Here is a 26,625-nt window from a genome sequence, read left to right as displayed (position 1 = left end):
GGGGGACGCCAGCCACACCCTCGCCGTTTCGCCCGTATCCGACAGCCCCCTCATCCGAGGCGCTGCGCGCCCCACCTTCTCCCCCAAGGGGAGAAGGACAGCAGCGCCTGCCATCAGATCAGCTCCACATCGACATGATGCCGCGCCTTGACCAGATCATAGCGCGCAGGCTTCGACGGCGGCGGCAGGTCGATCATCCGCTGCACCGCCAGAGCCGCCCTCTCCAGCATCTCATCCGGCACCGTCACCTCGAACTGCATGTGCAGCAGGCAGTCGCGGATGTTCTCCAGCGTGATGCGCTTCATGTGCGGGCACAGGTTGCAGGGGCCGACGAACTCCACCTCGGGCACGTCGCCCTTGATGTTGGAGGCCATCGAGCATTCGGTGATCAGCACCACCCGCTTGGGCCGGCGCTGCTCGACATATTCGGTCATGGCGGCGGTCGAACCGGCGAAGTCAGCCGCGCGCAGGATCTCTTCGGGGCATTCGGGGTGAGCCAGAACCTCGGCGTCCGGCCAGGCGTCGCGCATATCGGCGATGTCCTGCGTGGTGAAGCGCTTGTGCACCTCGCAGTGTCCCGCCCAGGCGATGATGCCCACCGTCGTCTGGGCCGCCACGTTGCGCGCCAGATATTCGTCGGGGATCAGGATGACCTTGTCGACGCCCCATTCCTTGGCCGCCCACTCGACCACCTGAACGGCGTTGGCGCTGGTGCAGCAAATGTCGGTCTCGGCCTTCACGTCGGCCGTGGTGTTCACATAGGTGACGACCGGCAGGCCCGGATGCCGCTCCTTGATCAGCCGCACGTCCGCCCCCGTGATCGAGGACGCCAGCGAACAGCCCGCGCGCAGGTCGGGGATCAGCACCGTCTTGTCCGGCGACAGGATCTTGGACGTCTCGGCCATGAAGTGAACGCCCGCCTGAACGATCACCTTGGCGCTGGATCGCGCGGCCTCCTTGGCCAGCCCTAGGCTGTCGCCGACATAGTCGCCCACCCCGTGGAAAATCTCGGGCGTCATATAGTTGTGGGCCAGGATGACCGCGTCGCGCTCGCGCTTCAGCCGGTTGATCTCGCTGATCAGCCGGGCCTGCTCGGGCCATTCCAGAGGCGTGACGTGGTCCTTGACCTTCTCCCACACCGGGGCGGTTTCTTCCGCCAATTCCTTCGACAGACCGAAAGCGCCGTCCGCCATCGTCCCTACTCCCTCAACGACCGTCTGCGCGGCCCCGACTTATGCTCAAACTTAGCATAAGCAGGCGCAATGTAGGCCGTTCCGCACACGGCGCAAGGGAAATCGCCTCAGTCCTCGAGGGTGAACAGGGCGTCCAGCGGCACGCCCAGCGCCCGCGCCAGCGTCAGGGCCACAAGGACGGACGGCGTGAAGACCTCGTTCTCCACCGTATTCACCGTCTTGCGCGACAGCCCGGCGCGGTCGGCCAGTTCCTGCTGCGTCAGACCCGCCGCCGTACGCACGGCCTTCAGCTTCACGACCAGACGCGGATCAGCCATCGGCGGCCCGCCGATCCAGTTGCCAGTAACGCAGCCCCGCCGCCGAAGCGGTGACGAACATCAGCCCCGGCATGGCCGCCACCGCCGCCTGCGGCTTCCACAGGCCGAGGGCGAAGACGAGCAAAAGGCCAATCATGGCGATGCCGAGGGCTGCGTTCAGAGCGCTACGCCGGAACGACAGCGTCAGTTCGTCCTCCAGCAACCGCTTCATCTTCTTGTCGCCGGGATTGTCCAGACCGGCGACCATCATCAGCAGCACCGCTGAAACCATCGGCGACAGCCCTACCATAACCCAGTGCTGTGTGTTCACCTGACCTCCAGCAATCGCCCACGCCGAGATCGTGCCCTGAAGGACAAGATAGAGCGACGTGAGCGGCATAATCGCCATCGTCACAGCCCGCTTCTTTTGAACGCTATCGCGGTATCCGCCTCTGGCGTTCTCGACACGGATGGTGTCGCCGTCGGGCAAAAAACGACCCGCCAGAGGAAAGGAGGCGATGACGACGCCCAGGCCCACAAAGGCCAGCACAACTCCGACGACCGCCATCCAGCCTTCGCTGTTCTTCGCAATGCCAACGCCCAGCACGCCCGCGGTCACACCCAGTCCGCCCAGCGCCGCAACCATCTGCAACCGGCTTACCCGCCGCCGCTCGTTCGCCTTCGCCCGCTGCAGATCGTCGTCCATCGGAGTCTCCCGTGATACCTACAGGTTACATATCACCTACGGGTTACATCGCAAGCGCGATCTACAGCGCCTCAGCCCCCAGCCGCGCCGTCCACAGCGCCGCGCGTTTCTTCAGCTCGTCCTTGCGGGCCATGTCCGACAGATCGGGCGACAGGCGGTCCAGTTGCTCGAAGCGGAAGCAGTCGGAGCCGTGCGCCTTCCATTCCGCCTGCAGCGAGGCGAACGGGCTGCCGCCGGTCTTCAGCGAGAACCACATGCCGTTCTGCTGGGTGTCGATATGGCGGCTCTGCCCCACCCAGGTGCGGCCCGTAGCGGAACAGATGACGGCAAACACCCCGGCGATGACGGGGCGCTCCTTATAGGCGGCGACCAGCGCCTTTCGTTCGGTCAGATGCATGAGAGGACTCCATATTTACCCGGATGATATAGGCTATTATTTTATCCGGGTAAATAAACAACACGCGACGCACGCCGCTGCACCGCAACAGGCAATCTGTTGCTCTTCATGCGCAATCCGACCTAGACGATAGGTCATTCGATCCCGGCTATAGGTCGACCAGAGATATAATCGTGCAAGACACCGTCCGCCGCATCCTGACCGCGCGCGTCTATGACGTGGCCGAGGAAACTCCGCTCGATCCGCTCAAGCGGCTGTCGGCGCGGATCGGGCGGCCCGCCCTGCTGAAGCGCGAGGATCTGCAGCCGGTCTTCTCATTCAAGATCCGCGGCGCCTACAACAAGATCGCAGCCCTCAGTCAGGCCGAACTGGCGCGCGGCGTCATCTGCGCCTCGGCGGGCAATCACGCGCAGGGGGTGGCGCTGGCGGCGGCGAAACGCGGGGCGGCGGCGACCATCGTCATGCCGACCACCACGCCGGGCATCAAGGTGGCGGCGGTTCAGGGGCTGGGCGGCCATGTCGTGCTGCACGGCGAAAGCTTCGACGACGCCTACGCCCACGCCCGCGCGCTGGAGAAGGAAACCGGCGCCGCCTTCGTCCATCCGTTCGACGACCCCGACGTCATCGCCGGGCAAGGCACGGTCGGGCTGGAGATCCTGCGCCAGCACCCCGATCCGATCGACGCCGTCTTCATCCCCATCGGCGGCGGCGGGCTGGCGGCGGGGGTGGCGGCCATCATCCGCTTCCTGCGGCCCGAGACGCGGCTGATCGGCGTCGAGCCCGCCGAAGCCCCGACGATGAAGAGCGCCATCGACGCCGGGCGCGTGGTCGACCTGGATCAGGTCGGCCTGTTCGCCGACGGTGTGGCCGTGCGTCGCGCGGGCGACGAGACCTTCCGCCTGTGCCGAGACCTGCTGGACGAGATCGTGCTGGTCGACGCCGACGCCATCTGCGCCGCCGTGAAGGACATCTTCGACGACGTGCGCGCCGTGGCCGAACCGTCAGGCGCCGTGGCGCTGGCGGGCCTCAAGGCGTGGGCCGCGCGCAACGCCGGGTCGGGGGCGCTGGTCGCGATCAACTCGGGCGCCAACGTCAATTTCGATCGCCTGCGCCATGTCGCCGAACGGGCCGAGATCGGCGAGGGCGCCGAGACCCTGTTCGCCGTCTCCATGCCAGACCGGCGCGACGACTATCACCGCTTCCTGCGCAGCCTGGACGGCCGCTCGATCACGGAATTCAACTACCGCTGGTCCGGCGACGGCACGGCCCAGATCTTCGTCGGCGTGGCCCTGCGCGACGGCGTCGCCGAGCGCGAAAATCTCATCAGCCGCCTGACCGCCGACGGCTACCGCGTGGTGGACATGAGCGACAATGAAACGGCCAAGCTGCACGTCCGCCACATGGTCGGCGGGCGCACCATCGGCCTGCCGCACGAGCGGCTGCTGCGCTTTGAGTTCCCTGAGCGGCCCGGCGCCTTCCTGCGCTTCCTCAACAGCCTTCAGCCCGCCTGGGCGCTGACGCTGTTCCATTACCGCAACCACGGCGACGATGCGGGCCGGGTGCTGGCGGGCGTCAGCGTCCCGCCGCATCAGCAGGCGGCTTTGGCCTCAGCGCTGGACGAACTGGGCTACCCCTACGTCGACGAGACCGACAACCCGGCTTGCCGCCTGTTCCTGGACGGATCGACCTAGCCTCGCCGCCGGGCGAAACAGCGCCAGACGAACACGACGGCGATCACCGCCAGCGTCACGAGGGCCACCGCCCCGTGCGACATCTCCAGAAAGCCGGTCTGCCACGGATGCTCGGCGCGGGTGGCGGCGTCGAACGTCCACCAGGTGTCCGATCCCCGAACGCTGGCGCCCCGCCGGATCATCTCGCCGCCGAGGCGCTCCGCCATGATCGGCCGCACCACGCCGTTCAGCAGGACGCCGATCGCCAGCGGGATCACATACCAGAGGGAATCGATCAGGGCCTTGCGCCGCGGCGTCGTCATGGCCGGAACCAGAGAAGCTCCGCCGGCCAATGTCAACGCCGCCGCGCGGGCTTTACGCCCGGCTGATCGCTTCGGCGATCTCTTCGACCGGACGCGCCGTCAGATCCTTGGGAATCTCGCCGACCAGACGTTCCTCCAACGCCTTGTGCCAATGCTTGCGCAACTGGCCCAGGGTCTTGGGCGCCGCCACGACGGCCAGGGCCTCGATCTTGTTGGTCAGGGCCATGTGGTTCAGCGCCTCGGCCACGCCCATGGCGAAGCCGTCCTCGGCCTGGGTGTCGTTGTCGGGGTTGGCGTCGCTGGATCGGCGGCCCGGCGCGCCGGACAGGCGTTCGGGGATCTCGGGCGTCGCCATCGGCTTGAGCTGGATGTCGAGGTTGTGGCCGGTGTTGCGGAACAGGCTCAGCTTCTCGCCGTCGGCGACGGCGACCAGGGCCCCGTTGGGCAGGTTCATCATCAGACTCCAGAAATGAGCGCCGAAAGGGAGGGCGCTGTCAGTCTAGCGCAAACGCCCCTTGCACCGTTCCCTCCTGCGACGCTTCGTGCGCCAGCAGCCACCGCTTGCGCTCCAGCCCGCCCGCATAGCCGGTCAGGGTGCCATTGGCGCCGACGACGCGGTGACAGGGCACGATGACGCCGATCGGATTGGCCCCGTTGGCCAAACCCACGGCACGCACGGCGGCGGGCTTGCCGATGGCGTGGGCCAGTTGGCCATAGCTCCACGTCCGGCCCACCGGAATGGTCCGCAGCGCCGCCCAGACGGCGCGCTGGAAGTCCGTGCCGCCGGTCTTCACCGGAATGCCGTCCAGCGCCGCCAGGTCGCCGTCGAAATAGGCGGCGATGGCGTTCCGCACCGCCTCCGGCGCGCGCCCCGGCGTCAGCCGCGCCTCGCCGTAATGGCGGGCCAGCAGCTTCATCATCCGCGCCTCATAGTCGGTGAAGTCGAAGGCGCGCACGGCGCCGGCCGCGTCCACGACCAGCAGCACCTCGCCCACCGGCGTGGCGATACGGTCCAGGGTGAAGGCCTCAGGCCGCGTTTTTGGCTGCGTCTTTTTAATCGTCGTTCTCCATGATTTGCGCGCCGTCGATGCCCGCCTCGCGCAGATGCAGCACGCCATAAGCCCGCCAGGGCCTCCATCGTTCGGCCCGCCCCGCCAGCCGTTCGTCCTCAAGCCGGTCGCTGGCCATGTCGGCCGCCTCATCCATCCAGACGCCCGGCAGACGCAGACCCGGCCGCGCCTTCACCAGCGGCGCCAGCAAGGGATCTGCGGACAGATCGCGCCGGATCGCCTCGGGGTCGGCCGACAGGTCGAACAGCCGCCGCACCCGCGCCAGCACCGCCGGCAGGGCCTTCAGATCATCCAGCGCCGCCGTGACCGCCAGCCGACTGCCCGCCTCGAACCGGGCCGAGACCTCCCCCGTCGCCCCGTCCGTCGCAGGCGTCAGGAGACGACGCCAGACCCCGCCCTCGACCGTCTCGCCGTCCGCCTTCAAGGCGGCAAGCATGGCCTCGACCTCATAGGGCGGACGATAGGGCAGGCTCAGCCGCACGCCGCCATCCCACGGCCGCTCCGCCCGCGCCCTCAGCGCCGACGGCGGCCGCCCGTACAGGGCCTGAAACGTCTCGTTGAAGCGGCGTACGCTGCCGAAGCCGGACGCCATGGCGACCTCGGCCATCGGCAGATCGGTCTGGTGGATCAGGGCCTTGGCCAACAGGACGCGGCGCGTCTGGGCCACGCTGACCGGGGCAGCGCCCAGATGCTGGCGGAACAGACGGCGCAGATGCCGCTCGCCCACGCCCAGCCGCGCGGCCAGGGCGTCGACGTCGCTCTCATCCAGCGCCCCCGCCTCGATCAGGTTCAGCGCCCGGCTGACGGTGTTGGAGGTGCCGCGCCACGCCCCCATGTCGGGCGCCGTCTCGGGCCGACAGCGCAGGCAGGCGCGGAAGCCGCCCTCCTCAGCCGCCGCCGCGCTGGCGACGAAGCGCATGTTCTCGCGCTTGGGCGTCCGCGCCGGGCAGACCGGGCGGCAATAGATCCCGGTGGACTTCACACAGGTGAAGAAGCGCCCGTCGAAGCGCGGGTCGCGCGTCAGGACGGCCCGGTAGCAGGCCTCCTGATCCAGCATGTCGCGGGCGTTTTCCATGCCCTCACCCTGCGCCCTCGACGCCGCTCTGTCTCGCGGTTTTCGGACATGACGGCGCCGCAGCCAGTTAATCTCTGGCTATCGCCACTCGCCACATCTGCCGCAGGATATCCACCGCCAGCCCCAGCATCAGCGCCGCCAACACCCAGCTCAGCACCGTCGACAGCGTCATGGCGGTGTCGATCACGCCTCGCCCGGCGTCGTTGATGGCGCCCAGAGCCTCCATGCTTAGATGGGTCGGGCCTCCTTCGATCGGCGCCGTCTGATCGCCCTGCGCCAGGGTGAACCAGCTATCCGCCTGGAACAGGCGCCAGCCTAGCCACAGCCCCGCCGCCGCCACCGGAATCTTGAGTAAGGCCCGCAGCCGTTCCGCATGGGGCCAGAACAGGCCGGTCACATCCACGGCGATCCCCGCTACGGCCCAGGCCAGGATCGGCGCGAACAGGACGCTCCAGATCGGCGCGGCCGTCACCACGACGTCGCCGCCCCTCATGCCAAAATTGTTCAGGCCGGGGATATGCAGGGCGCCGATCCACCACAGGACGAAAACGCCGCCGCCGATCAACGACCACAGAGCCTCGGCCGCGGGGGGCGTCTGGCCCCTCAGGCCCCAGACCTTGGCGTCCCTCGGCAGCCATTCGGCCTTGGCCTTGTCGGTTCCGGCCATCGACGCGCCCCACTTGGCCGGGTCGGCCAGGCCAAAGGCCGACAGGTCACGCACCCGCCATTTCGTCAGCCAGGTCGGCTTGATGTCGTAATGCTCCATGATCGCCCCGGCCAGGGTCAGCGCCCCCAGCAGGGTCAGCGCCCCGGAGAAGAAGCCGTGGAAGGCCTGGCTGATCGCCCGCCCGAAATCGGCCGGCGCGCCCATCACGGCGATCAGCAGCCCCAGCGCCTGCACCGCCGCAATCACGATCAGCCCCGCCTTGGCCCCGAACAGCCAATAAGGAAACAGCTCCGGCCCGATCAGACTGTCCGGCCCCTTGCGATAGCGGGCGGCGACGATCAGGGGATGGCCGATCTCGTGCAGGATCGCCTCCTTCTCCTCGTCGCTCAGCGCCCGGCCCAGCTCCTCCTCGCGCGCCTCGACGCGGCTCAGGATCAGGTCGCGCAGCTCGGCGACGATGTCCTCGCGGTCCTCGGTCGGCAGTTGCGCCGCCACGGCCTCCAGATAGCGTTCGATGATGTCCATCGCGCCCTCTCCCGTCCCTTTCAGAGAATCCGTTCCAGCGAGGCGTTGATGCCGCGCCATTCCTCGCTCAGGGCGGCCAGCATGGCCTCGCCCCCCGGCGACAGGACGTAGAAACGCTTCCTGCGCTTCTCCTCCTCGCGCCATTCGCTGGTCAGCAGCCCCTGCCCCTCCAGCCGCCGCAGCAGGGGGTAGAGGGTGGACTCCTCAATCTCCAGCCCATCCGCCGCCAGCGCCTGCCGCAGGGTGTAGCCGTAGCGTTCGGTCCGCAGGCAGGCGAGCACCGCCAGGACCAGCGTCCCGCGCCGCAGCTCCAGCCGCATCGTCTCGAACAGTTCCCGGTCCACGTCGCCGCCTCACTCGTCGCCACATAGTGTGTGATACACAGTGTATGCGACATACTGTACGACACTGTCAACGATCTTCGCTCGCCTGGTGGGCGGCGGCGCTGGGCGCAGCGCGGGCGCAGGTCGCCGGTTAAGGCAGATCGTCTCAGGCCCTAGCTTTCCAGGTCGCGCTTCAGCCGGTCGATCAAGGACAGGGCGTGACCGGCGTATTCGCTGATCCAGCGGTCATGGATGCGCTTGATCGGCAGGGCGTCGAGGTGGTTCCACCGCTCGCGCCCTTCCCTTCGCGCCACCACCAGACCTGCGCCTTCCAGCACCTTCAGATGCTGCATCACGGTGCAGCGGTCCATGTCGTCGAAACGCTCGCACAGCCCGCCGGTGGTGACAGGACCCTCCTTCAGGCAGTCCAGCATCTGCCGACGGCGAGCATGGGCCAATGCCTTGAAAACACGATCATCTTCGGTCTCGTTTGACATGTTATTTTTTTATAACATAAAATAGCCTCCCGCAAGCACGAAGGGGTCGGACATGTCCTTGGGTTTCACCGTTTCAGGACGCATCGCCAAGCCGCCTCCCGAGGTCTTCGACGCCGTCGTCAATCCGACCAAGCTGAGCCGCTATTTCACCACCTTGGGCGGCGCCAGCGCGCCGCTGACGCCCGGCGCCGTCGTCACCTGGTGGGGTTCTGTCCCCGTGGAAGTCGATGAGGTCACGCCGGATCAGCGCATCGTGCTGCGCTGGGATGCGGAAACGGCTGACGGACAACCCGCCTTCAAGACCCGCATTGTCATGGATTTCGAGCCGCTGGACGACGGCTCCACCTTCGTCACGATCGCCGAGTCAGGCTGGGTCGACGACGCCGCCGGAAAGAAGGCCTCATTCGCCAACTGCGAGGGCTGGGCGGCCATGCTGTCAGCGATGAAGGCCTGGCTCGAATATGGGATCAACCTGCGCGAGGGCTTCTATCCCTCCGAGATGCGCGGCGCCCTTCCCACCAGCGACAACCGGAAGTGAGGCTCCCCATGACCATCAAGATCGAAGGCGGCGTCAACATCGCCATGAAGGTGCCAAGCCACCAGCATCAGGCCGTCGTCGCCTTCTATCGCGACGTCGTCGGGCTTGAGAGCATCCCCGAAAAGGCGCCGGCGGTCGGCTTCAAGCTCGGCCCGAACCAGCTCTGGATCGACGCGTCGGAGACCCTGACCCAGGCCGAGGTCTGGCTCGAACTGTTCAGCCCGAACCACAGCGCCGCCCTGCGGCGGCTAGAGGACGGCGGCGCCGTCCGCTGCGACCCGATCGAGCCGCTGGGCGAGGCGTTTCGCGGCGGCTGGATCATGAACCCCGCCAACATCGTTCACATGGTTCGCGAACCCGACGCCTGGTGATCTCCGCAAGACATCGACCCGTTCGCCATAAGGCCGCATCCGTTATCGGCGGTGAAAGGGCCTCGCGGCGATTGCGCCGCGCGTGCGTTTTCCATCCAGCCCTTGCTGACCCAAGCCCCCAACCTGATCTCCGTCGCGTTCCGGCGCAAAACCCAAAGAAATGACGGCGCAACGCCGCTTCCCTTCGCCTCGGCTCCACGGTTAAGGTCGGCGCTCCGTAGGGGGAGTATTCTCATGCCGTATCGTCGCCGCGCCGCCTGTTCTCTGCTGGCGCTCAGCCTGGCCCTGGGCGCCGCGCCCGCCCTGGCGCAACAGAACCCGCCTGCGCTTCAGGCCGTGGTCGGCCACGACAGCGGCGAGCGCATCACCCGCTCGGCCGACGTGCGGCGTTATTTCGAGGCCCTGCGCACCGCCAACCCCGACCGCATGGTCATGGGCGACTACGCCCAGTCGTGGGAGGGTCGCCCCCTGTTCTGGGCCGCCGTCGGCTCGCCGCGCAACATCGCCCGGCTGGACTCGATCAAGGCCGCGACCAACGCCCTGGCCGACCCGCGCAAGACCTCGCCCGAGCAGGCCCGCGCCCTCATCAACGACACGCCGGCCATCGTCTGGATGGCCTATTCCGTCCACGGCAATGAGATCAGCCCCGCCGACGCCGCCCTGACCGCCGCGCGCCGCCTGACCGACAGCCTCGACGCCGAGGCGCAAGGCTGGCTGGAGAACGTCGTGGTCGTCTTCGTCCCGACCCAGAACCCCGACGGGCGCGAGCGCTTCATCAACAGCTTCGAGGCGGGCCTGGGCGCCCAGCCCAACGGCGATCCCCTGTCGGCCGAGCGGGCCGAGCCGTGGCCGTCCGGCCGCTTCAACCACAATCTGTTCGACCTGAACCGCGACTGGTTCATCCAGTCCCAGCCGGAGACGCAGGGCCACTCGGCCCTCATCCGCGAATGGCGCCCGCAGGTGGTGGTCGATTCCCACGAGATGGGCACCGACTCCAGCTTCTTCTTCCCGCCCGAAGCCCAGCCGCTGAACCCGTGGATCTATCCGCCGATCCTGGACGCGCGCGAACGGTTCGGCCGCAACACCGCCGGGCGCTTCGACCAGGCCGGGCTGGACTATTTCACGCGCGAGACGTTCGACGCCTTCTATCCCGGCTACGGCGACGGCTGGCCCGCCTATTTCGGCGCCGTCTCCATGACCTATGAGCAGGGCTCGTCGCGCGGTCTGCTGGCGCGCCGGTCGTCGGGCGAGATGCTGACCTACGCCGACACGGTTCAAGGCCATCTGACCGCCACCCTGTCGACCATCGAGACCGCCGCCCGCGACCGCGAAAAGCTGCTCAGCGACTTCTACGCCTTCCACCGCGACGGCATTGCGGGCGGGCGCGGCGCCTATGTCCTGTCGCGCTCCGCCGCCGCCGACCCGGCCGCCGCCGACAAGCTGGCGGGCCTGCTGGTCCGTTCGGGGCTGGAGGTCGGGCGCGCGACCGCATCCTTCTCCGCCTGCGGCCAGAGCTATCAGGCGGGCGACTACGTCGTGAACCTGGCCCAGCCCCAGCGCCGCATGGCCGAGACCCTGCTGGCCAGGGACGTACCGCTGGACCCGAAATTCCTGGCCGAGCAGGAAGCCCGCCGCGCGCGCGGCCTGGGCGATGAGATCTATGACCTGACCGGCTGGTCCCTGCCCCTGCTGTTCAACGTGCCGAGCCAGCGCTGCACGGGCGCCCCATCGGTCCAGACGGCCGCCGTCGGCCCCGAACTGATCCGCCCCGCCGCCGTGGCCTCGGGCGACGCGGCCTATGGCTACGCCATCCATCCGGGCACGGCGGGGATGCGCTTCCTGACCGCCGCCCTGACCGACAAGGTGCCGGTCCGCTCGGTCGAGGAGCCCTTCACCCTGGACGGCCGCGCCTATCCCGGCGGGACCTTCATCGTGCCGCGCGCCGGGTCGCCCGCCGATCTGGACGAGCGCGTCCGTCGTCTGGCCGCCGGCAGCGGCGCCCAGGTGACGCCGCTGGCCACCTCGTGGGTCTCCAGCGGCCCCAGCGTCGGCTCGGATAAGGCCACCGTCATCGCCGCCCCGCGCGTCGCCATGGCCTGGGACGACCCGACCGAGCCGGAATCGGCCGGCTCCATCCGCCATGTGCTGGAGCGCGAATACGGCTGGCCGGTCACGGCCGTCCGCACCCGTCGCCTGGCGAACGCCGACCTGTCCCGCTACCAGGTGCTGATCCTGCCGTCGGGCGGAAACTATGAGCAGGCCCTGGGCGAGAGCGGCGTCGCCAATCTGCGCGCCTGGGTCCAGGCCGGCGGCGTCCTGATCGGCGTCGGCTCGGCCAGCCGCCTGCTGACCGACCCCGACTCCAAGCTGCTGGAAAGCCGCCGCGAGAGCGCCGCCTCCGGCGACGGCGACAAGGATGAGAAGGATGGCGGCAGCGAAATCTCCACCGACGCCGAATACCTGGCCCTGACCGGCCACCACGGCGGCGCACCCGATCCGGTCGCCGGCGTCCTGGCCAGCGCCGTGGTCGACAACGAGCACTGGCTGGGCGCGGGCGTCGCCCCGACGCTCAGCGTCATGGTGCGCGGCTCGGACATCTACACCCCGCTGGCCCGCGACCAGGGGACCAACGTCGTGCGTCTGGCCGGACCGGATCAGGTGCTGGCGTCCGGCCAGCTGTGGGCCGAGAACCGTCGCCAGCTGGCTTACAAGCCCGTCGCCATGGCCTCTGAAGTCGGTCGCGGCCAGGTCGTCGCCTTCACCCAGGACGTGACGATGCGCGCCTTCCTGGAAGGGCTGAAGCCGCTGTTCCTGAACGCCGTCTTCCGCGGGCCCGCGCATACCTCGGGCGCGAAGGGGAACTGACCTAGCGCCTCCCTTTAAAGAGAAGCCGAACAGATAAGGGCTGCGGGACGCCAGGTCTCGCAGCCCTTTTCATAGGCCGCCCGCCGTCGCCGAAAGCCTCAAGGGGCTTTGACACCCGCGCCCGCACAGGCTTTGCTGCCTCCACCAGCAGGGAGCCGACCACGCATGCCCATCCAGACGCCGCGACCGCCTGCTGATGACGGTGATTGGACCCTGCTGCAAAGCCGGATCGACCGCAGCTTCTGGCAGTGGGATCGCCGCCTTGAGCCGAGCACCTCCGTCACCAGCCGCTTCGTCATCCTGCGCCCGCCCGAACGTCTCGACTACGACACCTTCGACGAGGCCGAAGCCATGTTCGAAGCGATGGAGGAATAAACCCATCCGCCGTTCATCCCTGCTTGCCGCGCCCCTTCTTTTGCTCAGCGCCTGCGCCTCCAGCATCGGAGGCCTTCCTGCGCAATGGCAGGGCGGCGGACCGCCTGTCGTCACAGCCTCCGCTGGGCCCTGTCCCGCGCTCGAAGGCGCATATTGGTCGGATGGACATGAACTGACGGCCGCGGCGGGCCCGGCGATCCTTCAGCATGTTCTCGGACATGACCTGGGCCTGACGGAACTCTTGCCCAGAGACGGCTCGCTGGACACGACCACGGCCTTTTCACGCGAGGGCGACGACTGGCGGGTGTGGGATCTTCATGGCGAAGCCCGGCTCGCGGTCGACGGGCGGCCGTCGTTGCTGGATCGCAACTGGTCGGCGCACGGCTCACGCATCGCCGGATGTGCGGACGGGCGCCTGTGGATCGGCCTCAGCAGCGCCCGTACTCAGTATGAAAGCATGACCCAAACGCGCGCTCTGGGCGTCCTGTCGCTCGCCCCTGACGGCAACCTGCTGGTCGAGGTGCGGACAGAGCGCCGCCATTACGGCCTGCTGCCCTGGCCGTCCGTCCAGCGGCGCTCCGCGCGCTACAGCTTCGCTCCTGCCACCGCCCCTACCTCCGTCTCCTAGACGTCTTCACGCTGGACGTCTCCACCCTGAACGATGCGGACCACGGCCAGGTCGGCGGTGACGTTGCCCAGGGTACGGAAGATGTCGGGCACGACCTCGACCGCCAGCAGCAGCGGCAGCAGCTCCAGCGGCACCCCCATGGCGATGCAGATCGGGGCGATGGAGGCGAAGAAGCTGGCCTGACCGGGCAGGCCCACCGTACCGATCGAGATCAGCACCGCCGTCAGCATGGCGGCCAGCAGTTGCCCCGCCGAAGGCTCCAGCCCGAACAGGTGGGCGCAATAGATGGCGACGCCCAGGTTAGCCACCGGGCTGGTGATGCGGAACACCGCCACCGCCAGCGGCAGGACCAGGCCCGCCGTCGACCGCTTGACGCCCAGTTCATCGACCGCCCGCTCGACCATGACCGGCAGGCTGGCCAGCGACGACTGGGTCGAGAAGGCCACCACCTGCGCCGGGGCCGCCGCCCGCGCGAACCGACCCAGGCTCACCCGCCCGAAGATCACCGCCAGCGGATAGAAGATCAGGCCGATGCCGATGCAGGCGATGGAGATCAGCGCCACATAGTGCAGCAGCACCCCCGCCGCGCTGGCCCCCGCTGTCAGCCCCACCCCGATCGACAGGGCGAAGACGCCCAGCGGCGCCGCCTTCAGCACCCAGCGGACGATGACGATCATCGTCTCGCCCACCGCCTCAAAGAAGGTGATCAGCGGAACCCGCAGCCGCTCGGGCAGGCCAGACGCCGCAAAGCCGAAGAAGACCGCGAACACCACCATTCCCAGAATGGCGTCCTCGGCCGCCGCCCGGATCGGGTTGGCGGGGGCGATGGTCTTCAGGAACTCGCTGAACGGCGCGCCCGCGCCCAATCCTTCGGCGCCTTCGGGCTTGATCGCCAGCAGCAGGCGCGCGCCTTCCGGGTCGATCGGCCAAAGAGCGTGCAGCCCGTAAGCCGCCGCCACGGCGTAAATCGTCGCAAAGACGATCAGCCCCCCGAACCACGACACCGCCTTCAGCGCCAGCCGCCCGGTCCGCGCCGCATCGGCGATGGAGGCGATGCCCGTCACCAGCAGACTGAACACCAGCGGGATGATCGTCATCCGCAGCGCATTCAGCCACAGCTGGCCCAGCGCCTGGATGAAGTCCGCCGTGACATGGCCGCCCGGCAGGCCCCACGCCTGCGCCGCCGCCCCGGCCAACAGGCCCAGCACAAGCGACAGCAGCACCAAGGTGCTGAGAGAGGTCAGAAGAGAACGCGCCGATTTCATACCGGCCACGCTAGCAGCCGCCGCGCCGCGCGCCAGCGGAAATCAGCGCACGCCTCACGCCCTAACGCGGCGCGCCCGAGTTGGCCGGGTCCAGCGGCAGGCCCGCCGCCTGGCGCGCCTTCATCACCCGCAGCCAGCCGTGCATGGCCTCTGAATCCAGCCCGTGCATCATCAGCCGATAGCCCGCCTGCAACGTCGACAGCGCCACCAGCGGATGGCCGTTCTTGACGAAGGCCATGTGGTAACTCGTGCCCAGAATGCGGGCGATATAGATGGCCATCACCTCATCCAGCTGCAGCGAACTGGAGGCCCGCACGAAGTCGTCCCTCGGCAGCATCAGGGCATAGATGGGGGTGTAGAACTCCACCGCCGTCTGCACATCGACGAAGTTGTGCCACTTGCGCGGAAACTCCTCGAACGGCGGGAATTCGTCCGAGATCATGGAGAAGTCGATGCGCTCGGGCGGCATCAGCTCGCGCCCCTCGGCGCGCAGCACGGCGTTCATCTCGATGACGAAGTTGAAGATGTTCAGGTCGTGCTGAAGGAATAGGTCCGGCTCGATGTCCTTCAGCCGTGTCGGCGTCAGCGGCCACTTGGTCACCTTGTCGCCCACCCCCGCGTTCTCGCGCACGAAGGCCGTCAGTTCTGACCCGACATGGAAGTGGCGCAGGATCACGCGATTGCCCTCGGGCGTCACAAAGGTCCGCAGCCCCCAGTGGATGGTCTTGTGCAGCAGGCCGTTCAGGTTCGGATATTTGGGCGAAATAACCCGCAGCACCTTCACCAGACAGAAGAACAGAAACACCAACGGCCGCGCCACCGGGAACAGCCAGCGCCGCGAGCGCGAGCGCGCATCCAGCAACAGGTCGCGCTTGGCCGCGTCGTCGATCGGCAGGCTGTGGTCCAGATACAGCGCCATCCACGGATCGGGATCCTTGGGGTCGAACCGCGCGGGGTCGAATGGATCCTCGTGCGGCTTGTAGTATCTCACGCCGCGATCTCCTCGATCTGCAGGGCGTAGAGGCGGGCCGTCACCTTGGCCGTGACGACAATGCGTTCGGCGATGAAGGGATCGGGCAGCACCATGCCCAGCATCTCCTCGAACTCCTTCATGTGCTCGGCGTCGTTGTCGCCGTGATACAGCAGGAAGCGCACCGCCTCGTCGGGCAGCTCCAGCCGCTCCTGCACCTTCAGGCCCCACGGCCGCGCCTTGATCGAGCCCAGCCCCTCGATGATGAACATGGCGCCCAGAAGGCCGAAGGGATCGGGCTTCGACGCCTCATGGAACATCCATGCCGACAGGGCCTCGGACCCGACGTTCTTCGGCGCCGACTGAATGTCCTCCAGCGCCCCGCCCGCCGCCACGAAGTCGGCCTCTAGCAGGCGGAAGTCCCGATGCTCCGTCACCGCATGGCGCATTAGGGTCGAGCGCAGCTCCAGATGGCTCTCGCCGATGTTGGACGCCGCCCGGCTCATCCACAGCGCCCCGTCCTTCACCTGCTGGCGCAGGTTGATCAGGAAGGCGTGGTAGTCGGCGACCTCGAACCGCCCGCGCGTCAGCTTGCGGATCAGCGGCGTCGCCTCCAGCCGCTGCTCGAAGTCAGCGAAGACGACCGCCAGCTTCCGTAGGGTATCGGCCACCGCCGCCTCGGCCAGTTGTTCCGCCATCACACAATCTCCAGCATCATGAAGCCGATCATCGCCCGCCCGCTCTCGGGCACGATGCACAGCACCTTGTCTCCACGCTTTCCGCGTCCCGACTTCAGGAAGGCGTCCAGCATGACCCAGATCGAGGCCGAGCCGACATTGCCGCTGTCGGCCAACGTCGTGAACCACTTCTCTTCGGGGATCATGGCGGCGGTGCTTTCCAGCAGGCCGACGATCTCCTGACGCAGCGACCGCGCGGAGTAATGGCACAGCAGATGGTCGACCTCATCCGGGACGATCCGCCCGGCGTCCACCTTCTCCAGCCAGACGCCGATCCAGGCGCGAATGACGATCTTCAGCAGCTCGAAGTCCTGCAACAAGGCCACTGCCCCCGCCGCATGAGCCGCCGCCGGTCCGGCGTGGCTCCAGGCGCTGGTCATGTCGGCGCGCGCTTCGGGCGTCGATCCGGCCCACATGCAGGGATCGAAACGCCCGGCCAGCGAGGTCATGTCGATCCACTCGACCTTCAGGCTCAGACCGTCGGGCTTCGGCCTCGGCTCCATCACCACGGCGCCCGCCCCGTCCGACAGGGTGAAGCGCAGGAAGTCCGCCTCGATCCGCGCCCGCCCCTTCTCATCCACCAGCGCCGTGCCCTCATAAAAATGAGGGCGGAACCAGCGCGAGGAAAACTCGCCCGCACAGGCGGCGGCCACATCCGCCTCGCCCGCGCGCACGCTCAACCACGCCCCCTTGGCCGCCATCAGGGCGCTGGCGCAGACGGACTGATAGCTGAACGCCTCCAGCGGCCCCGCGCCCAGTTCGGCCTGAACCGCGCTGGCGTGACCGGGCACCAGATAGTCGCCCTGCGTCGCCGCTGCGCCCAGATGCTGCAAATCTCCGAGGCTCAGCCCCGCCCCATCCAACGCCGCCTGCACCGCCCCGGCGCACATGGAGGCGTTGGAGTGCAACGGCGCGCCGTCGGCGTTCAGGGCGTAGTGCCGCCCCTCGATCCCGTTCCAGCGCAGGGCGCGTCGCCCGACGGCGGACGGCCGCCCGCCGATGCGGCCGATGAAGTCCTCCATCCGATCGTTGCCGATCCGTTCGCCGGGCAGGATAGCGCCGGTCCCGGTGATGAAGACGTCGCGAAGCTCACTCATGGCGCGGAGCTTGGCGACCCGCCCCGCTTCGCACAACCCAGAAACTGCCGTTTCAAAAGCAGAAAAGGCGGCGGACCGAAGCCCGCCGCCCTCTCCTCAACCTGAAATCAGGTCAGGCTTAGAAGGACTTCGTGAGGTTCACGAAGGCCGTCCGGCCCAAGTAGTCGTAGCCCGAGTACAGCGGGGCGTTGCCGACCCGGTTGTACACGCCCGACGAAATCGTCGGCGGATCTTCGTTCAGCAGGTTGCGAACGCCGGCCGTCACCGTCCAGCCTTCAGCCGTGTACTGAACCGAGGCGTTGTGCAGCCAGTAGTCCGGCACATCGAGGTCGTACTGGGTCGTGGCGGGATCCAGACCATAGTAGTCGTAGCTGTCCGTGCCTTGGATCCACTCGACGCCATAGCGCACGCGCCACTTGTCCCACGCATAGGAGACGTCAGCATTCCCGGTGAATTCCGGGTTGTTGATCATGCCCTTGTCGTCTTCCAGCGGGTCGTCCGCGAACAGCTTGCTGGAGATTTCCGTGTACTGAGTGATCGCCAGGTTGAACAGCGCCGTGCCCGGTCCGACATCCTTGCGATAACGCAAGGTGTAATCCAGGCCCTTGACGACGTCAGTCGCCAGGTTGACGTAGCCGTTCTCGACCGTGAGCTGGTTGTTCTTGGCCGCGTCACGCGAAATCAAGCCGCACATGCCGGTCTTGTTGGCGAAGTCTTCCGGACGAGAGTCGTAGCACTCCGACAGGATGTTCGAAGCGCCATAACGCGCCACGCCGTTTTCGACTTCGATCTCATAGTAGTCGACGGCGAAAGCCAGGTCGCCCCAGCCTTCCGGCAGGGTCGGTTGCAGAACCATGCCGACCGTCAGGTTGGTCGAGGTTTCAGCTTCCAGGTTGTTGGCCGCACCGCCGACGCTGTAAACCGCCACGCTGCTGGTCGCCTGGAAGTTGTCCGGCAGGCCTTGCGAGGCGCAGTTGGCGACACGGTTCTCGTTGACGCCCTCTGCACCATAGCTGTTGCACGGGTCAGCGCTCGCGTTCTGGAAGCCCGACGTGGCGCCCAGGAACTGTTCGAACAGCGCAGGCGCGCGGTACGACGTGCCATAGGTGGCGCGGAACGTCAGCATGTCGATCGGACGATAGACCAGGCCGACCTTATAGGTCGTGTCGTCGCCGTACGAATCGTAGTCCGTGTAACGGAACGAAGCGTTCAGCGTCAGCTCCTGAGCGAACGGCGCGTCACGCAGCAGCGGCGCTTCGACTTCACCGAACACTTCCCAGACCGAGTCCGAACCGCGGGTCGGCTGCGAGCTGGAGTAGTTGTACAGGTTGGCGTTGATCGAATCGAGCGCAGGCGTGTCATCGATTTCCGAGTCGCGCCATTCCGCACCGAAGAAGCCCATGACCTTGCCGGCCGGCAGATCGAACAGCGGACCATCGACGCCGAAGCTGACGATCTTCTCTTCGAACTCGGTGACGCCCTTGACCGGACGGAACACGTAGTCGACCCAGGTCTTCGGCAGCACGCCGCCGATGGTCTGCGAGCTCAGGGCCGGCGCGGCGACGCAGCCCGGGTTCGAAGCCAGGTTGCGGCACTGGAACTGACCCGGCGCGGTTTCGACCACGTCCAGGCTAGCGATCATGCGATCCTGCAGGAACTGCTGGCTCGTGTATTCCGAACGCGACTTGGAATAGCTGGCCGACAGGTCGTAGCGCCAATCGGGGATGAAGAAGTCCCCCTTGATGCCGACGACGTTGCGGTTGAAGCGCTGCTCTTGGTGCGAGCGGTCGTTGCCGAAGCCGATGAAGGCGCGGACACCGATGTCCTGGCCCTGGTTCAGGCCCTGGTCAGCGGAGAAGACGCTGTTGCGTAGGTCGCCGGCGGGGATCAGCGGGCTGCCCTTGGCGTAGTCCAGCGTCAACTGACGGTAACCCGTCTGCGACGACTCACGGTTGTTGATCAGGAATTCGCCATACAGTTCGGCGTTGCCCAGAGCATTCAGCTGGTAGCCGCCTTCACCGTACAGGGTCACGATCTCGACCGGCGAAACCAGCGACTGGTTCAGCATACGGTCATCGAAAGTGTCGCGAACGTTGAGGTTCACGCCCGTGCCGCCGACGCCTTCGAACCCGGCCATCGGCCCAGTCGTGACGCCCGAGTTCGGACGGAAGCGGTTGAACAGGCCTGCACGCGCGCCAGTGGCGGCCGTGCCGGCGATTTCGCGGAAGGTGCGATTGCCGGCGCTGTTCAGCGGGCCTTCGACTCCGACGCCGATCGTGTTGATCGACGAACCGTTCGAGCCGGTCGAGGTGATCGGATAGCACTTCGACTCGCCGGTCAGCGGGTCGATGTAGTCGCGGCTGGCGCCCGCGGCGGTCGGACGACGGCCATCGGTCTGGCAGCGCGTGAACTCACGGTCGCGCAGGGTCAGCTCGTCGCGTTGATAGTACTCGATCGAGCCGGCGGCGCGCCAGCGATCGCCGCGCGTGCCGCCCGTCAGCGACAGACGGGTCGAACCGCCGTTGCCGTTGGCTTCCAGCGGCTCGTTGCGCTGAGCTTCGAGGATCAGGCCTTCGAAATTCTTGCGGGTCTGGATGTTGACCACGCCGGCCACGGCGTCCGAGCCGTACACCGACGAGGCGCCGTCGCGCAGGACTTCGACGCGGTCGATCATGGCGGTCGGCAGCACGTTCAGGTCGGCCGAGCCGACCGAGCCGCGCGAACCGGCGGGCGAAACGCGACGGCCGTTCAGCAGCACCAGGGTGCGGCTCGGGCCGAGGCCACGCAGGCCGATGGTGTTGGCGCCGGGGCCGCCGTCCGTGACGTAGCCGCCGAACGAGTTGTTGATCTGCGAGGTGCCGCCCGTGACGGCCGTGCTCTGCAGCGCTTCCGTGGTCGAAGCGAAGCCTTGCAGCGTCGCTTCTTCGCGCGTCACAACCTGAGTGGGCGAAGGCGCGTTATAGTTGTCGCGACGGATGCGCGAGCCGACGACGACGATTTCGTCGACTTGGGTCGCTTCCTGGTCAGTATTCGAAGCGCTTTGAGCGAGCGCCGTCCCCGGAATAAGCATGGCCATCGACAGTGCAGCAGCGCCAGCCGCCATCGTCGTGCCCAGCAGGTAGTCTTTACGAGTGCGCATAAGCCTCTGTGTACCTGTTAATTGTTACTGAACATCACGCCGTTCTATGAACGACGCTGAAAACCAATGTTCGTCATTACGCTTCTTGGCTGGTTCAATGGCTATGGCTGGCTCGTCACAGCATCAACCTATTTCTTTCAAAAAATCATTGTTAGGGCAAATTATGAGGCATTTTTGACGCGCAAACGCCGAGTTCGCACCGTTATTCCGTCCCTTTTTACCACATTTTGCCCAATTATGTTCCAAATAAGCCGAATTCGCCTCACTTAAGGCGAAGCTCGAGCCAAAGCATGGCGGAGTGAAGATCAACCTGTGGTAGCAAGAAGACGGATTTAGGCGCCCTCCCCGCTTCACCACGCCCTAGCGCCTTGCGCGTGCGCGCATTACCTTGATGTTCATGGCCCGTTCTCCCGCGAAACCAAGCAAACCCGTCCACACGCCCAATCCGGGCCTGAGTGAAGCGCCCGTCGCCTTCGACCACGGCCGCGCGCCGATGTTCGCGCCTGTGAGCGGCCCGCGCCTGACGCCGGAGGAGGCGCCCGCCGCCCCTGCCGACTGGGTTCCCCACCGCCCCGACCGGCCAACCAACAAGAAGCGCGTCCCCTTCCGGCTGGAGACCCGCTACCAGCCCGCTGGGGACCAGCCCGCCGCCATCACCGAACTGGTCGCCCAGGCGGCCGAGGGCGACCGCGAGCAGGTGCTGCTGGGCGTCACCGGCTCGGGCAAGACCTTCACCATGGCCAAGGTGATCGAACAGACCCAGCGTCCGGCCCTGATCCTGGCCCACAACAAGACTCTGGCGGCCCAGCTCTATTCCGAGTTCAAGGCCTTCTTCCCCGACAATGCGGTCGAGTATTTCGTCAGCTACTACGACTACTATCAGCCCGAGGCCTACGTTCCGCGCACCGACACCTACATCGAGAAGGACAGCTCGATTAACGAGCAGATCGACCGGATGCGCCACTCGGCCACCCGCGCGATCCTGGAGCGCGACGACGTCATCGTGGTCGCCTCGGTCAGCTGTATCTACGGCATCGGCTCGGTCGAGACCTACACCGCCATGACCTTCTCGCTGAAGGTCGGCGACACCATCGACGAGGCCAAGCTGCGCGCCGACCTCATCGCCCTGCAATACAAGCGCAACGACCTGAATTTCGAGCGGGGCATGTTCCGCAAGCGCGGCGACGTGCTGGAGATCTTCCCCGTCCACATGGAAGACCGCGCCTGGCGCATCCAGCTGTTCGGCGACGAGTTGGAGTCGATCCAGGAGTTCGACCCCCTGACCGGCAAGAAGACCGCCGAGTTGGAAGAAGTCACCGTCTACGCCGCCAGCCACTACGTCACCCCGCGCCCGTCGCTGAACCAGGCCATCACCGGCATCAAGGCCGAGCTGAAGGAGACGCTCGACTGGATGGTCGAGAACGGCAAGCTGCTGGAGGCCCAGCGCCTGGAACAGCGCGTCCGCTTCGATCTGGAGATGATGGAGGCCACCGGCTCCTGCGCCGGCATCGAGAACTACAGCCGCTGGCTGACCGGCCGCGCGCCGGGCGAGCCGCCGCCGACCTTCTTCGAATACATCCCCGACAACGCCCTGCTGTTCGTGGACGAGAGCCACGTCACCGTGGGCCAGATCGGCGCCATGTTCCGCGGCGACTACCGCCGCAAATCGACCCTGGCCGAGTACGGCTTCCGCCTCCCCTCCGCCATCGACAACCGCCCGCTGAAGTTCGAGGAATGGGACGCCATGCGGCCCCAGACCGTCTTCGTCTCGGCCACCCCCGGCGCCTGGGAGTTGGACAAGACCGGCGGCGTCTTCACCGAACAGGTCATCCGCCCCACCGGCCTGATCGACCCCCCGGTCGAGATCCGTCCCGTCTCCGGCGCCACCCGCAACCAGGTCGACGACGTCATCGACGAGGTGAAGGCCACCGCCCGCGCGGGCTACCGCTCCCTGGTCACCACCCTGACCAAGAAGATGGCCGAGGACCTGACCGAATACATGCACGAGCAAGGGGTGCGCGTCCGCTACATGCACTCCGACGTCGACACGCTGGAGCGGATCGAGATCCTGCGCGACCTGCGCCTGGGTTCGTTCGACGTGCTGATCGGCATCAACCTGCTGCGCGAGGGCCTGGACATCCCCGAGTGCGGCTTGGTCGCCATCCTCGACGCGGACAAGGAGGGCTTCCTGCGCTCCGAAACCTCCCTGATCCAGACCATCGGCCGCGCGGCGCGCAACGTGGACGGCCGCGTCATCCTCTACGCCGACCGCATGACCGGCTCGATGGAGCGCGCCATCGCCGAGACCGACCGCCGCCGCGAGAAGCAGCAGGCCTACAACCTCGAACACGGCATCACGCCCGCGACGGTCAAGCGCGACATCAAGGAGATCCTCGACAGCCCCTATGAGTCCCGCGACCTGGACCGCCTGACCCGCCCCGGCGTCGCCGAGGAAGCCAAGCCCTTCGTCGGCTCCAACTTCCAGGCCGCGCTCAAGGATCTAGAAGGCAAGATGCGCGACGCCGCCGCCAACCTCGAGTTCGAGGAAGCCGCCCGCCTGCGCGACGAGATCAAGAAGATGAAGCTCCTCGACCTCGAATTCGCCAACGAAGCCCTGACAGGCGCGGGCGAAGACGTCGACAAGTCAGCCCCCAAACGCTGGCGGAAAGAGGCGGCGGCCGAAAAGGCGGAGGCGTTCAGGAAGGGGCGATAGAGGGGGCAGCAGGCAGGAGTACACGCCGGCCGCCACCCTCAAGCAGGCCCCGCAGGAGGCATTCACACATCGACGATACTTCGCTAGCTTAGCCGCAACTGTCGAGATTGAGAACTTCATGAAACCCACGATCTGGTCCGAAGCGCGTTACCCACGCAACAATACGCTGCATGCGTCTACGCCCAGCGAGACAGATAATAGCGGCGAAGCTACAAACGCCCATCGCAGCGAGCACCAACGAGACTTTGATCGTCTACTTTTTTCGACTCCAGTACGTCGCCTGTCAGACAAAACTCAAGTTTGGCCGATGGACCTTAACGACGGAGTTCGGACGCGCCTAACCCATTCCCATGAGGTCGCAAATCTTGCGCGGTCAATCGGGGCGAAAATCCACGCTCAATGTGCAGAAGCCTTTTCGGCCGACTTCCACGATGTAGTCGCGCCGATCCTGCAGGCGATTAGCATATGCCACGACCTGGGAAATCCTCCATTCGGCCATCAAGGCGAGACGGCGATCGCAAGATGGTTTGCTGACAGACAGTGGATATTTGTTAATCTGGATGATACGCGCTGCGCGCGCATACCGATGATCCCCGAAAACCTACGGGCTGAATTTCTCCAGTTTGACGGCAACCCTCAGTCTATCCGACTGCTTACCCGCCTACAGACACACGTTCACGACCTCGGCTTGGACCTCACCGCCGCTACCATCGTATCCGCTCTTAAATACCCATTTCCGGCTTCCAACTATGGAAAGCCGGACAATCCTATCTCTAAGAAGTACGGATACTTCGCTTCAGAATATCATATTGTAGAATGGGCAAGGTCTGCGACCGGAATAAAAGAAGGACAGCGCCATCCGCTCACATGGATAATGGAGGCCTGCGACGATATTGCTTACTCTGTCCTAGATGCCGATGACGCCATGAAAAAAGGCGTAATATCCCCTAACGATGTACTCACCATTCTCAAAAAAAATGATAAAATAAGTCAAAAAACTATAAGTGTAATAGAAAAATCATTCGAAAAGACCGACGCCCTTAATAAAGATCGAAACCTAATCAACGACATTAAGATCAGCTACCTTAGGGCCGCACTTATTGACAGCTTAGTGGACAACGCAAGCAACAAATTTGTAACTAATCTCGATAATATAAATAAATACACCCATCAAATACCATTGATGGAAGACGACCCCCTATGCGATACGTTAAAAAAAGTCGCAAGAGACTATGCATTTTGCCACGCAGACCTTCTGCGTGCCGAAGCACTAGGTGCCCAAGCGCTGACAGATCTCATGACGTGGTTTTGGGACGCCATCACAACCAGAAAAAACCCTAACGACATCCTCTCAAGGCGAACCCACCCGAGAGCCGCCTACATTTTCTCGCTTATCAGCCCCAACTACAAGGATGCGGCAGCCAACCCACGGCCGGAAACGAGCAAAGAAGGGAATCTAGTTCGCTACCGAGAGCTACGCTTGCTGACCGATATGGTTTCAGGCATGACCGACACATTCGCCCTCAACCTCTGGACCCGCCTCCGAGAGATGACGTGACGTCCCTCACCCAAAACCGCCGCCTAGTTAAGAGACGCCTCGATCACTTGCTTTGGCACAGCCAGACCGAGCGATCAGAGGCCCTCCGACACACGCTACGCCAACACTTTGCATCATTTGAAAACATCGCAATCGTCGGCGGCATGGTTAGAGACGTGGCCCGGCAAGGCGGCGCAAATTTTTGCTCAGACGTCGACATTGTAATAGACGCCCCCGCGGATGAGGTAGCAAATCTCGCCAAGAAACTTTCAGCGCAGCCCAACCGTTTCGGTGGATTTGGCGCAGATACCCCTGGATGGAAAGTTGATTTCTGGGCTCTAGAAACTACATGGGCGCTAAAAGCGGGACACACATCTATAAATTCACTAGAAGATGTAACTAAGGCAACATTTTTTGATACGGATTCTGTAATATACAATATATGGAATAGAACCATACACTGTTCCGATGGATATTTTGAGCTCCTTACTCAAAACAGCATCGACATCAATCTTGAACCAAACCCATCCCCAACAGGAAACCTACTTCGAGCCCTACGGCGACTAAACGCCTGGAAAGCCAAGCCTGGCGAAAAACTTATAAATTTCATCGCACAACATCTAACTGATGAAAATTTGGTCGAGATGAAAAAGATTGAAAACAGGATCTATAAAGTCAGTTACTTAAACGAATTTTCTCGAGCATCAGAGCTAGAGTACCGGATACTCATAGATAATTACTGCCAATACGCGCCTTTATCGCACCCTAGACAGCGTGATTTTTTCCATTTTTGGCCTCCTCCGTCCCACAGATGATGGCAAAGTTAATGCAGAAAAAAGCACACTCCTCACCGTCCCAATCCCGGTAATTTCCCGCCCTTCCTCCTCCGCCATCCCCTTTCAGCCCGCCCTAGTTCGCCCCCATGCCACCCTGCGCTCGTTCCGTCGCATGGAGGGCTCGTGAGGCCTGCGACCTTGCGGGCGGCGGGAGCGGATGGAGCGGGGTCCTTGTCGGGCCGCGCGGCGTCCGTCGCGGTCTCCGGTCAAGGGCTATAGCCCAGCGGACAGGTCGCGGCGGGCTTCGCTGCGCGGTTCAGGATGCGAAGGGCGGCACAGCGGGCGAACGCCGGTGCTGTCGCCCGGCTTGCCACAACCTGACGGGCGAAGGTCAAATCGACCTCAAGTAGCCCGAAGGGCGATAGGTCACTCAAGATGACCGGCAGGCCGCACCAGACAAGGAGCCGACGGGACCTAGCGACGGGGCGTTCGACCCGTCCCCCATAGAGGTCTCGGCCAGGGTCGCGGGGGTTACGCGGACCGTTCCGGGAGGCCTGTCGCAAGCAGGCCCCCGCCCGTCGCGGGCGCCGGGGGTAGCCGATAAGACCGGCGCCTGCCCCGAGCTCGTGGAAGCCCGTCCGCGCGGAGCGTCAGCCTACGTCGAAACGGTACACACACATTCACTCCGGGCGTCGGCCCGGCGCTCCGCCCAGCCCTCCAACCGCCCGCCGAAAGGCGCGGCGGCCAAACCCGTGCGCCCCGTCTCACCCTCCCCTTCATGGGGAGGTGGCTGAGGCGCAGCCGAAGCCGGGTGGGGGCGACGCCGCTCGGCGATGGCCCACAGGTGATCGATGCGGCTGGCCAGTTCACGC

25 protein-coding genes are annotated in these 26,625 nt (G+C 65.6%); 9 read left to right on the top strand and 16 right to left on the bottom strand.

Going from position 1 to position 26,625, the window contains the following annotated elements; translation table 11 throughout:
- Positions 1-113: 113 nt before the first annotated feature.
- The 4 genes from nadA to FM111_RS05835 all read right to left on the bottom strand — a co-directional run bounded on the left by nadA (position 114) and on the right by FM111_RS05835 (position 2,592).
- The gene (nadA, locus tag FM111_RS05850; protein WP_087139916.1) at positions 114-1,193 is read right to left on the bottom strand and encodes a quinolinate synthase NadA; all 1,080 of its coding nucleotides are present in this window, start codon (positions 1,191-1,193) and stop codon (positions 114-116) included.
- Positions 1,194-1,300: 107 nt separating this feature from the next.
- Positions 1,301-1,510 carry a helix-turn-helix transcriptional regulator gene (locus FM111_RS05845; protein WP_087139914.1) on the bottom strand — a complete coding sequence of 70 codons (210 nt, stop codon included), beginning with the start codon at positions 1,508-1,510 and terminating at the stop codon, positions 1,301-1,303.
- Positions 1,503-2,195 (bottom strand): hypothetical protein, encoded by a 693-nt coding sequence (locus FM111_RS05840; protein ID WP_087139912.1) that lies wholly within the window; start codon positions 2,193-2,195, stop codon positions 1,503-1,505. Before FM111_RS05840 ends, FM111_RS05845 begins: the two co-directional genes overlap by 8 nt.
- Positions 2,196-2,256: 61 nt before the next feature.
- Positions 2,257-2,592: a GIY-YIG nuclease family protein gene (locus tag FM111_RS05835; protein WP_087139910.1), complete on the bottom strand. Its 336-nt coding sequence runs from the start codon at positions 2,590-2,592 to the stop codon at positions 2,257-2,259.
- A gap of 173 nt (positions 2,593-2,765) precedes the next feature.
- Between FM111_RS05835 and ilvA the strand changes: the two genes are divergently transcribed.
- Complete coding sequence (gene ilvA / locus FM111_RS05830) at positions 2,766-4,283, top strand: threonine ammonia-lyase, biosynthetic (RefSeq protein ID WP_087139908.1); 1,518 nt, start codon at positions 2,766-2,768, stop codon at positions 4,281-4,283.
- Here ilvA and FM111_RS05825 read toward each other — a convergent pair.
- The 7 genes from FM111_RS05825 to FM111_RS05795 form a co-directional block, all read right to left on the bottom strand.
- Complete coding sequence (locus tag FM111_RS05825; protein WP_143276051.1) at positions 4,280-4,585, bottom strand: hypothetical protein; 306 nt, start codon at positions 4,583-4,585, stop codon at positions 4,280-4,282. The two genes, ilvA and FM111_RS05825, sit on opposite strands and share 4 nt — an antisense overlap.
- Positions 4,586-4,637: 52 nt before the next feature.
- Complete coding sequence (locus FM111_RS05820) at positions 4,638-5,039, bottom strand: host attachment family protein (protein ID WP_256968111.1); 402 nt, start codon at positions 5,037-5,039, stop codon at positions 4,638-4,640.
- A 40-nt stretch (positions 5,040-5,079) separates the two neighbouring features.
- A complete protein-coding gene (locus FM111_RS05815; protein WP_087139954.1) occupies positions 5,080-5,643 on the bottom strand; it encodes a methylated-DNA--[protein]-cysteine S-methyltransferase in 564 nt (187 codons plus the stop codon).
- Positions 5,639-6,730, bottom strand: coding sequence for a bifunctional transcriptional activator/DNA repair enzyme AdaA (locus FM111_RS05810; protein WP_087139902.1), 1,092 nt, complete (start codon positions 6,728-6,730; stop codon positions 5,639-5,641). Before FM111_RS05810 ends, FM111_RS05815 begins: the two co-directional genes overlap by 5 nt.
- A gap of 67 nt (positions 6,731-6,797) precedes the next feature.
- The gene (locus FM111_RS05805; protein ID WP_087139900.1) at positions 6,798-7,922 is read right to left on the bottom strand and encodes a hypothetical protein; all 1,125 of its coding nucleotides are present in this window, start codon (positions 7,920-7,922) and stop codon (positions 6,798-6,800) included.
- A gap of 20 nt (positions 7,923-7,942) precedes the next feature.
- On the bottom strand, positions 7,943-8,242 hold the full coding sequence (locus FM111_RS05800) for a PadR family transcriptional regulator (RefSeq protein ID WP_087139953.1): 300 nt from the start codon (positions 8,240-8,242) through the stop codon (positions 7,943-7,945).
- Between the two features lie 176 nt (positions 8,243-8,418).
- On the bottom strand, positions 8,419-8,742 hold the full coding sequence (locus FM111_RS05795; protein WP_087139898.1) for an ArsR/SmtB family transcription factor: 324 nt from the start codon (positions 8,740-8,742) through the stop codon (positions 8,419-8,421).
- A gap of 52 nt (positions 8,743-8,794) precedes the next feature.
- Here FM111_RS05795 and FM111_RS05790 point away from each other — a divergent pair, with 52 nt between their 5' ends.
- The 5 genes from FM111_RS05790 (at position 8,795) to FM111_RS05770 (ending at position 13,519) form a co-directional block, all read left to right on the top strand.
- Complete coding sequence (locus tag FM111_RS05790; RefSeq protein WP_087139896.1) at positions 8,795-9,280, top strand: SRPBCC domain-containing protein; 486 nt, start codon at positions 8,795-8,797, stop codon at positions 9,278-9,280.
- 8 nt (positions 9,281-9,288) lie between these two features.
- Positions 9,289-9,651: a hypothetical protein gene (locus FM111_RS05785; protein ID WP_087139894.1), complete on the top strand. Its 363-nt coding sequence runs from the start codon at positions 9,289-9,291 to the stop codon at positions 9,649-9,651.
- 234 nt (positions 9,652-9,885) lie between these two features.
- Positions 9,886-12,516: a M14 family metallopeptidase gene (locus FM111_RS05780; RefSeq protein ID WP_087139893.1), complete on the top strand. Its 2,631-nt coding sequence runs from the start codon at positions 9,886-9,888 to the stop codon at positions 12,514-12,516.
- A 165-nt stretch (positions 12,517-12,681) separates the two neighbouring features.
- A complete protein-coding gene (locus tag FM111_RS05775) occupies positions 12,682-12,891 on the top strand; it encodes a hypothetical protein (protein WP_087139891.1) in 210 nt (69 codons plus the stop codon).
- A gap of 241 nt (positions 12,892-13,132) precedes the next feature.
- Positions 13,133-13,519, top strand: a complete 387-nt coding sequence (locus FM111_RS05770) for a hypothetical protein (RefSeq protein ID WP_087139889.1) — start codon at positions 13,133-13,135, stop codon at positions 13,517-13,519.
- On the opposite strand, the gene FM111_RS05765 is transcribed toward FM111_RS05770, so the two are convergent.
- The 5 genes from FM111_RS05765 to FM111_RS05745 form a co-directional block, all read right to left on the bottom strand.
- Positions 13,516-14,784 (bottom strand): dicarboxylate/amino acid:cation symporter, encoded by a 1,269-nt coding sequence (locus tag FM111_RS05765; protein WP_087139888.1) that lies wholly within the window; start codon positions 14,782-14,784, stop codon positions 13,516-13,518. The two genes, FM111_RS05770 and FM111_RS05765, sit on opposite strands and share 4 nt — an antisense overlap.
- A 61-nt stretch (positions 14,785-14,845) precedes the next feature.
- Positions 14,846-15,775 (bottom strand): DUF6999 family protein, encoded by a 930-nt coding sequence (locus FM111_RS05760; protein ID WP_087139885.1) that lies wholly within the window; start codon positions 15,773-15,775, stop codon positions 14,846-14,848.
- Positions 15,772-16,512 (bottom strand): iron-containing redox enzyme family protein, encoded by a 741-nt coding sequence (locus tag FM111_RS05755; RefSeq protein WP_087139883.1) that lies wholly within the window; start codon positions 16,510-16,512, stop codon positions 15,772-15,774. The genes FM111_RS05760 and FM111_RS05755 overlap by 4 nt, the downstream gene beginning before the upstream one ends.
- Positions 16,452-17,588: a beta-ketoacyl-ACP synthase III gene (locus tag FM111_RS05750; protein WP_087139881.1), complete on the bottom strand. Its 1,137-nt coding sequence runs from the start codon at positions 17,586-17,588 to the stop codon at positions 16,452-16,454. The genes FM111_RS05755 and FM111_RS05750 overlap by 61 nt, the downstream gene beginning before the upstream one ends.
- A 118-nt stretch (positions 17,589-17,706) precedes the next feature.
- Positions 17,707-20,727 (bottom strand): TonB-dependent receptor plug domain-containing protein, encoded by a 3,021-nt coding sequence (locus FM111_RS05745; protein ID WP_087139880.1) that lies wholly within the window; start codon positions 20,725-20,727, stop codon positions 17,707-17,709.
- Between the two features lie 397 nt (positions 20,728-21,124).
- Here FM111_RS05745 and uvrB point away from each other — a divergent pair, with 397 nt between their 5' ends.
- The 3 genes from uvrB to FM111_RS16160 all read left to right on the top strand — a co-directional run bounded on the left by uvrB (position 21,125) and on the right by FM111_RS16160 (position 25,792).
- Complete coding sequence (gene uvrB, locus FM111_RS05740; protein ID WP_256968110.1) at positions 21,125-23,440, top strand: excinuclease ABC subunit UvrB; 2,316 nt, start codon at positions 21,125-21,127, stop codon at positions 23,438-23,440.
- 118 nt (positions 23,441-23,558) lie between these two features.
- Positions 23,559-24,998, top strand: coding sequence for a deoxyguanosinetriphosphate triphosphohydrolase family protein (locus tag FM111_RS05735; RefSeq protein WP_087139876.1), 1,440 nt, complete (start codon positions 23,559-23,561; stop codon positions 24,996-24,998).
- Positions 24,995-25,792, top strand: a complete 798-nt coding sequence (locus tag FM111_RS16160) for a hypothetical protein (protein ID WP_143276050.1) — start codon at positions 24,995-24,997, stop codon at positions 25,790-25,792. Before FM111_RS05735 ends, FM111_RS16160 begins: the two co-directional genes overlap by 4 nt.
- Positions 25,793-26,625 lie beyond the last annotated feature (833 nt).

Origin of the sequence: Brevundimonas diminuta 3F5N (genome assembly GCF_900163625.1) — a bacterium.
Taxonomy (GTDB): domain Bacteria; phylum Pseudomonadota; class Alphaproteobacteria; order Caulobacterales; family Caulobacteraceae; genus Brevundimonas; species Brevundimonas diminuta_A.
Note: the sequence above shows the minus strand (reverse complement) of the source record. Positions and strands in the feature narration are given on the sequence as shown.

Excerpts from the sequence above, each read along its gene's own strand:
- FM111_RS05790 (WP_087139896.1), top strand. The coding sequence starts at position 8,795 with ATGTCCTTGGGTTTCACCGTTTCAGGACGCATCGCCAAGCCGCCTCCC.
- FM111_RS05780 (WP_087139893.1), top strand. The coding sequence starts at position 9,886 with ATGCCGTATCGTCGCCGCGCCGCCTGTTCTCTGCTGGCGCTCAGCCTG.
- FM111_RS05735 (WP_087139876.1), top strand. The coding sequence starts at position 23,559 with ATGAAACCCACGATCTGGTCCGAAGCGCGTTACCCACGCAACAATACG.
- FM111_RS05840 (WP_087139912.1), bottom strand. The coding sequence starts at position 2,195 with ATGGACGACGATCTGCAGCGGGCGAAGGCGAACGAGCGGCGGCGGGTA.
- FM111_RS05800 (WP_087139953.1), bottom strand. The coding sequence starts at position 8,242 with ATGCGGCTGGAGCTGCGGCGCGGGACGCTGGTCCTGGCGGTGCTCGCC.
- uvrB (WP_256968110.1), top strand. The coding sequence starts at position 21,125 with ATGGCCCGTTCTCCCGCGAAACCAAGCAAACCCGTCCACACGCCCAAT.
- FM111_RS05820 (WP_256968111.1), bottom strand. The coding sequence starts at position 5,039 with ATGAACCTGCCCAACGGGGCCCTGGTCGCCGTCGCCGACGGCGAGAAG.
- FM111_RS05775 (WP_087139891.1), top strand. The coding sequence starts at position 12,682 with ATGCCCATCCAGACGCCGCGACCGCCTGCTGATGACGGTGATTGGACC.
- FM111_RS05765 (WP_087139888.1), bottom strand. The coding sequence starts at position 14,784 with ATGAAATCGGCGCGTTCTCTTCTGACCTCTCTCAGCACCTTGGTGCTG.
- FM111_RS05835 (WP_087139910.1), bottom strand. The coding sequence starts at position 2,592 with ATGCATCTGACCGAACGAAAGGCGCTGGTCGCCGCCTATAAGGAGCGC.
- FM111_RS05745 (WP_087139880.1), bottom strand. The coding sequence starts at position 20,727 with ATGCGCACTCGTAAAGACTACCTGCTGGGCACGACGATGGCGGCTGGC.
- FM111_RS05845 (WP_087139914.1), bottom strand. The coding sequence starts at position 1,510 with ATGGCTGATCCGCGTCTGGTCGTGAAGCTGAAGGCCGTGCGTACGGCG.
- FM111_RS05810 (WP_087139902.1), bottom strand. The coding sequence starts at position 6,730 with ATGGAAAACGCCCGCGACATGCTGGATCAGGAGGCCTGCTACCGGGCC.
- FM111_RS05750 (WP_087139881.1), bottom strand. The coding sequence starts at position 17,588 with ATGAGTGAGCTTCGCGACGTCTTCATCACCGGGACCGGCGCTATCCTG.
- FM111_RS05785 (WP_087139894.1), top strand. The coding sequence starts at position 9,289 with ATGACCATCAAGATCGAAGGCGGCGTCAACATCGCCATGAAGGTGCCA.
- FM111_RS05795 (WP_087139898.1), bottom strand. The coding sequence starts at position 8,742 with ATGTCAAACGAGACCGAAGATGATCGTGTTTTCAAGGCATTGGCCCAT.
- nadA (WP_087139916.1), bottom strand. The coding sequence starts at position 1,193 with ATGGCGGACGGCGCTTTCGGTCTGTCGAAGGAATTGGCGGAAGAAACC.
- FM111_RS05825 (WP_143276051.1), bottom strand. The coding sequence starts at position 4,585 with ATGACGACGCCGCGGCGCAAGGCCCTGATCGATTCCCTCTGGTATGTG.
- FM111_RS05805 (WP_087139900.1), bottom strand. The coding sequence starts at position 7,922 with ATGGACATCATCGAACGCTATCTGGAGGCCGTGGCGGCGCAACTGCCG.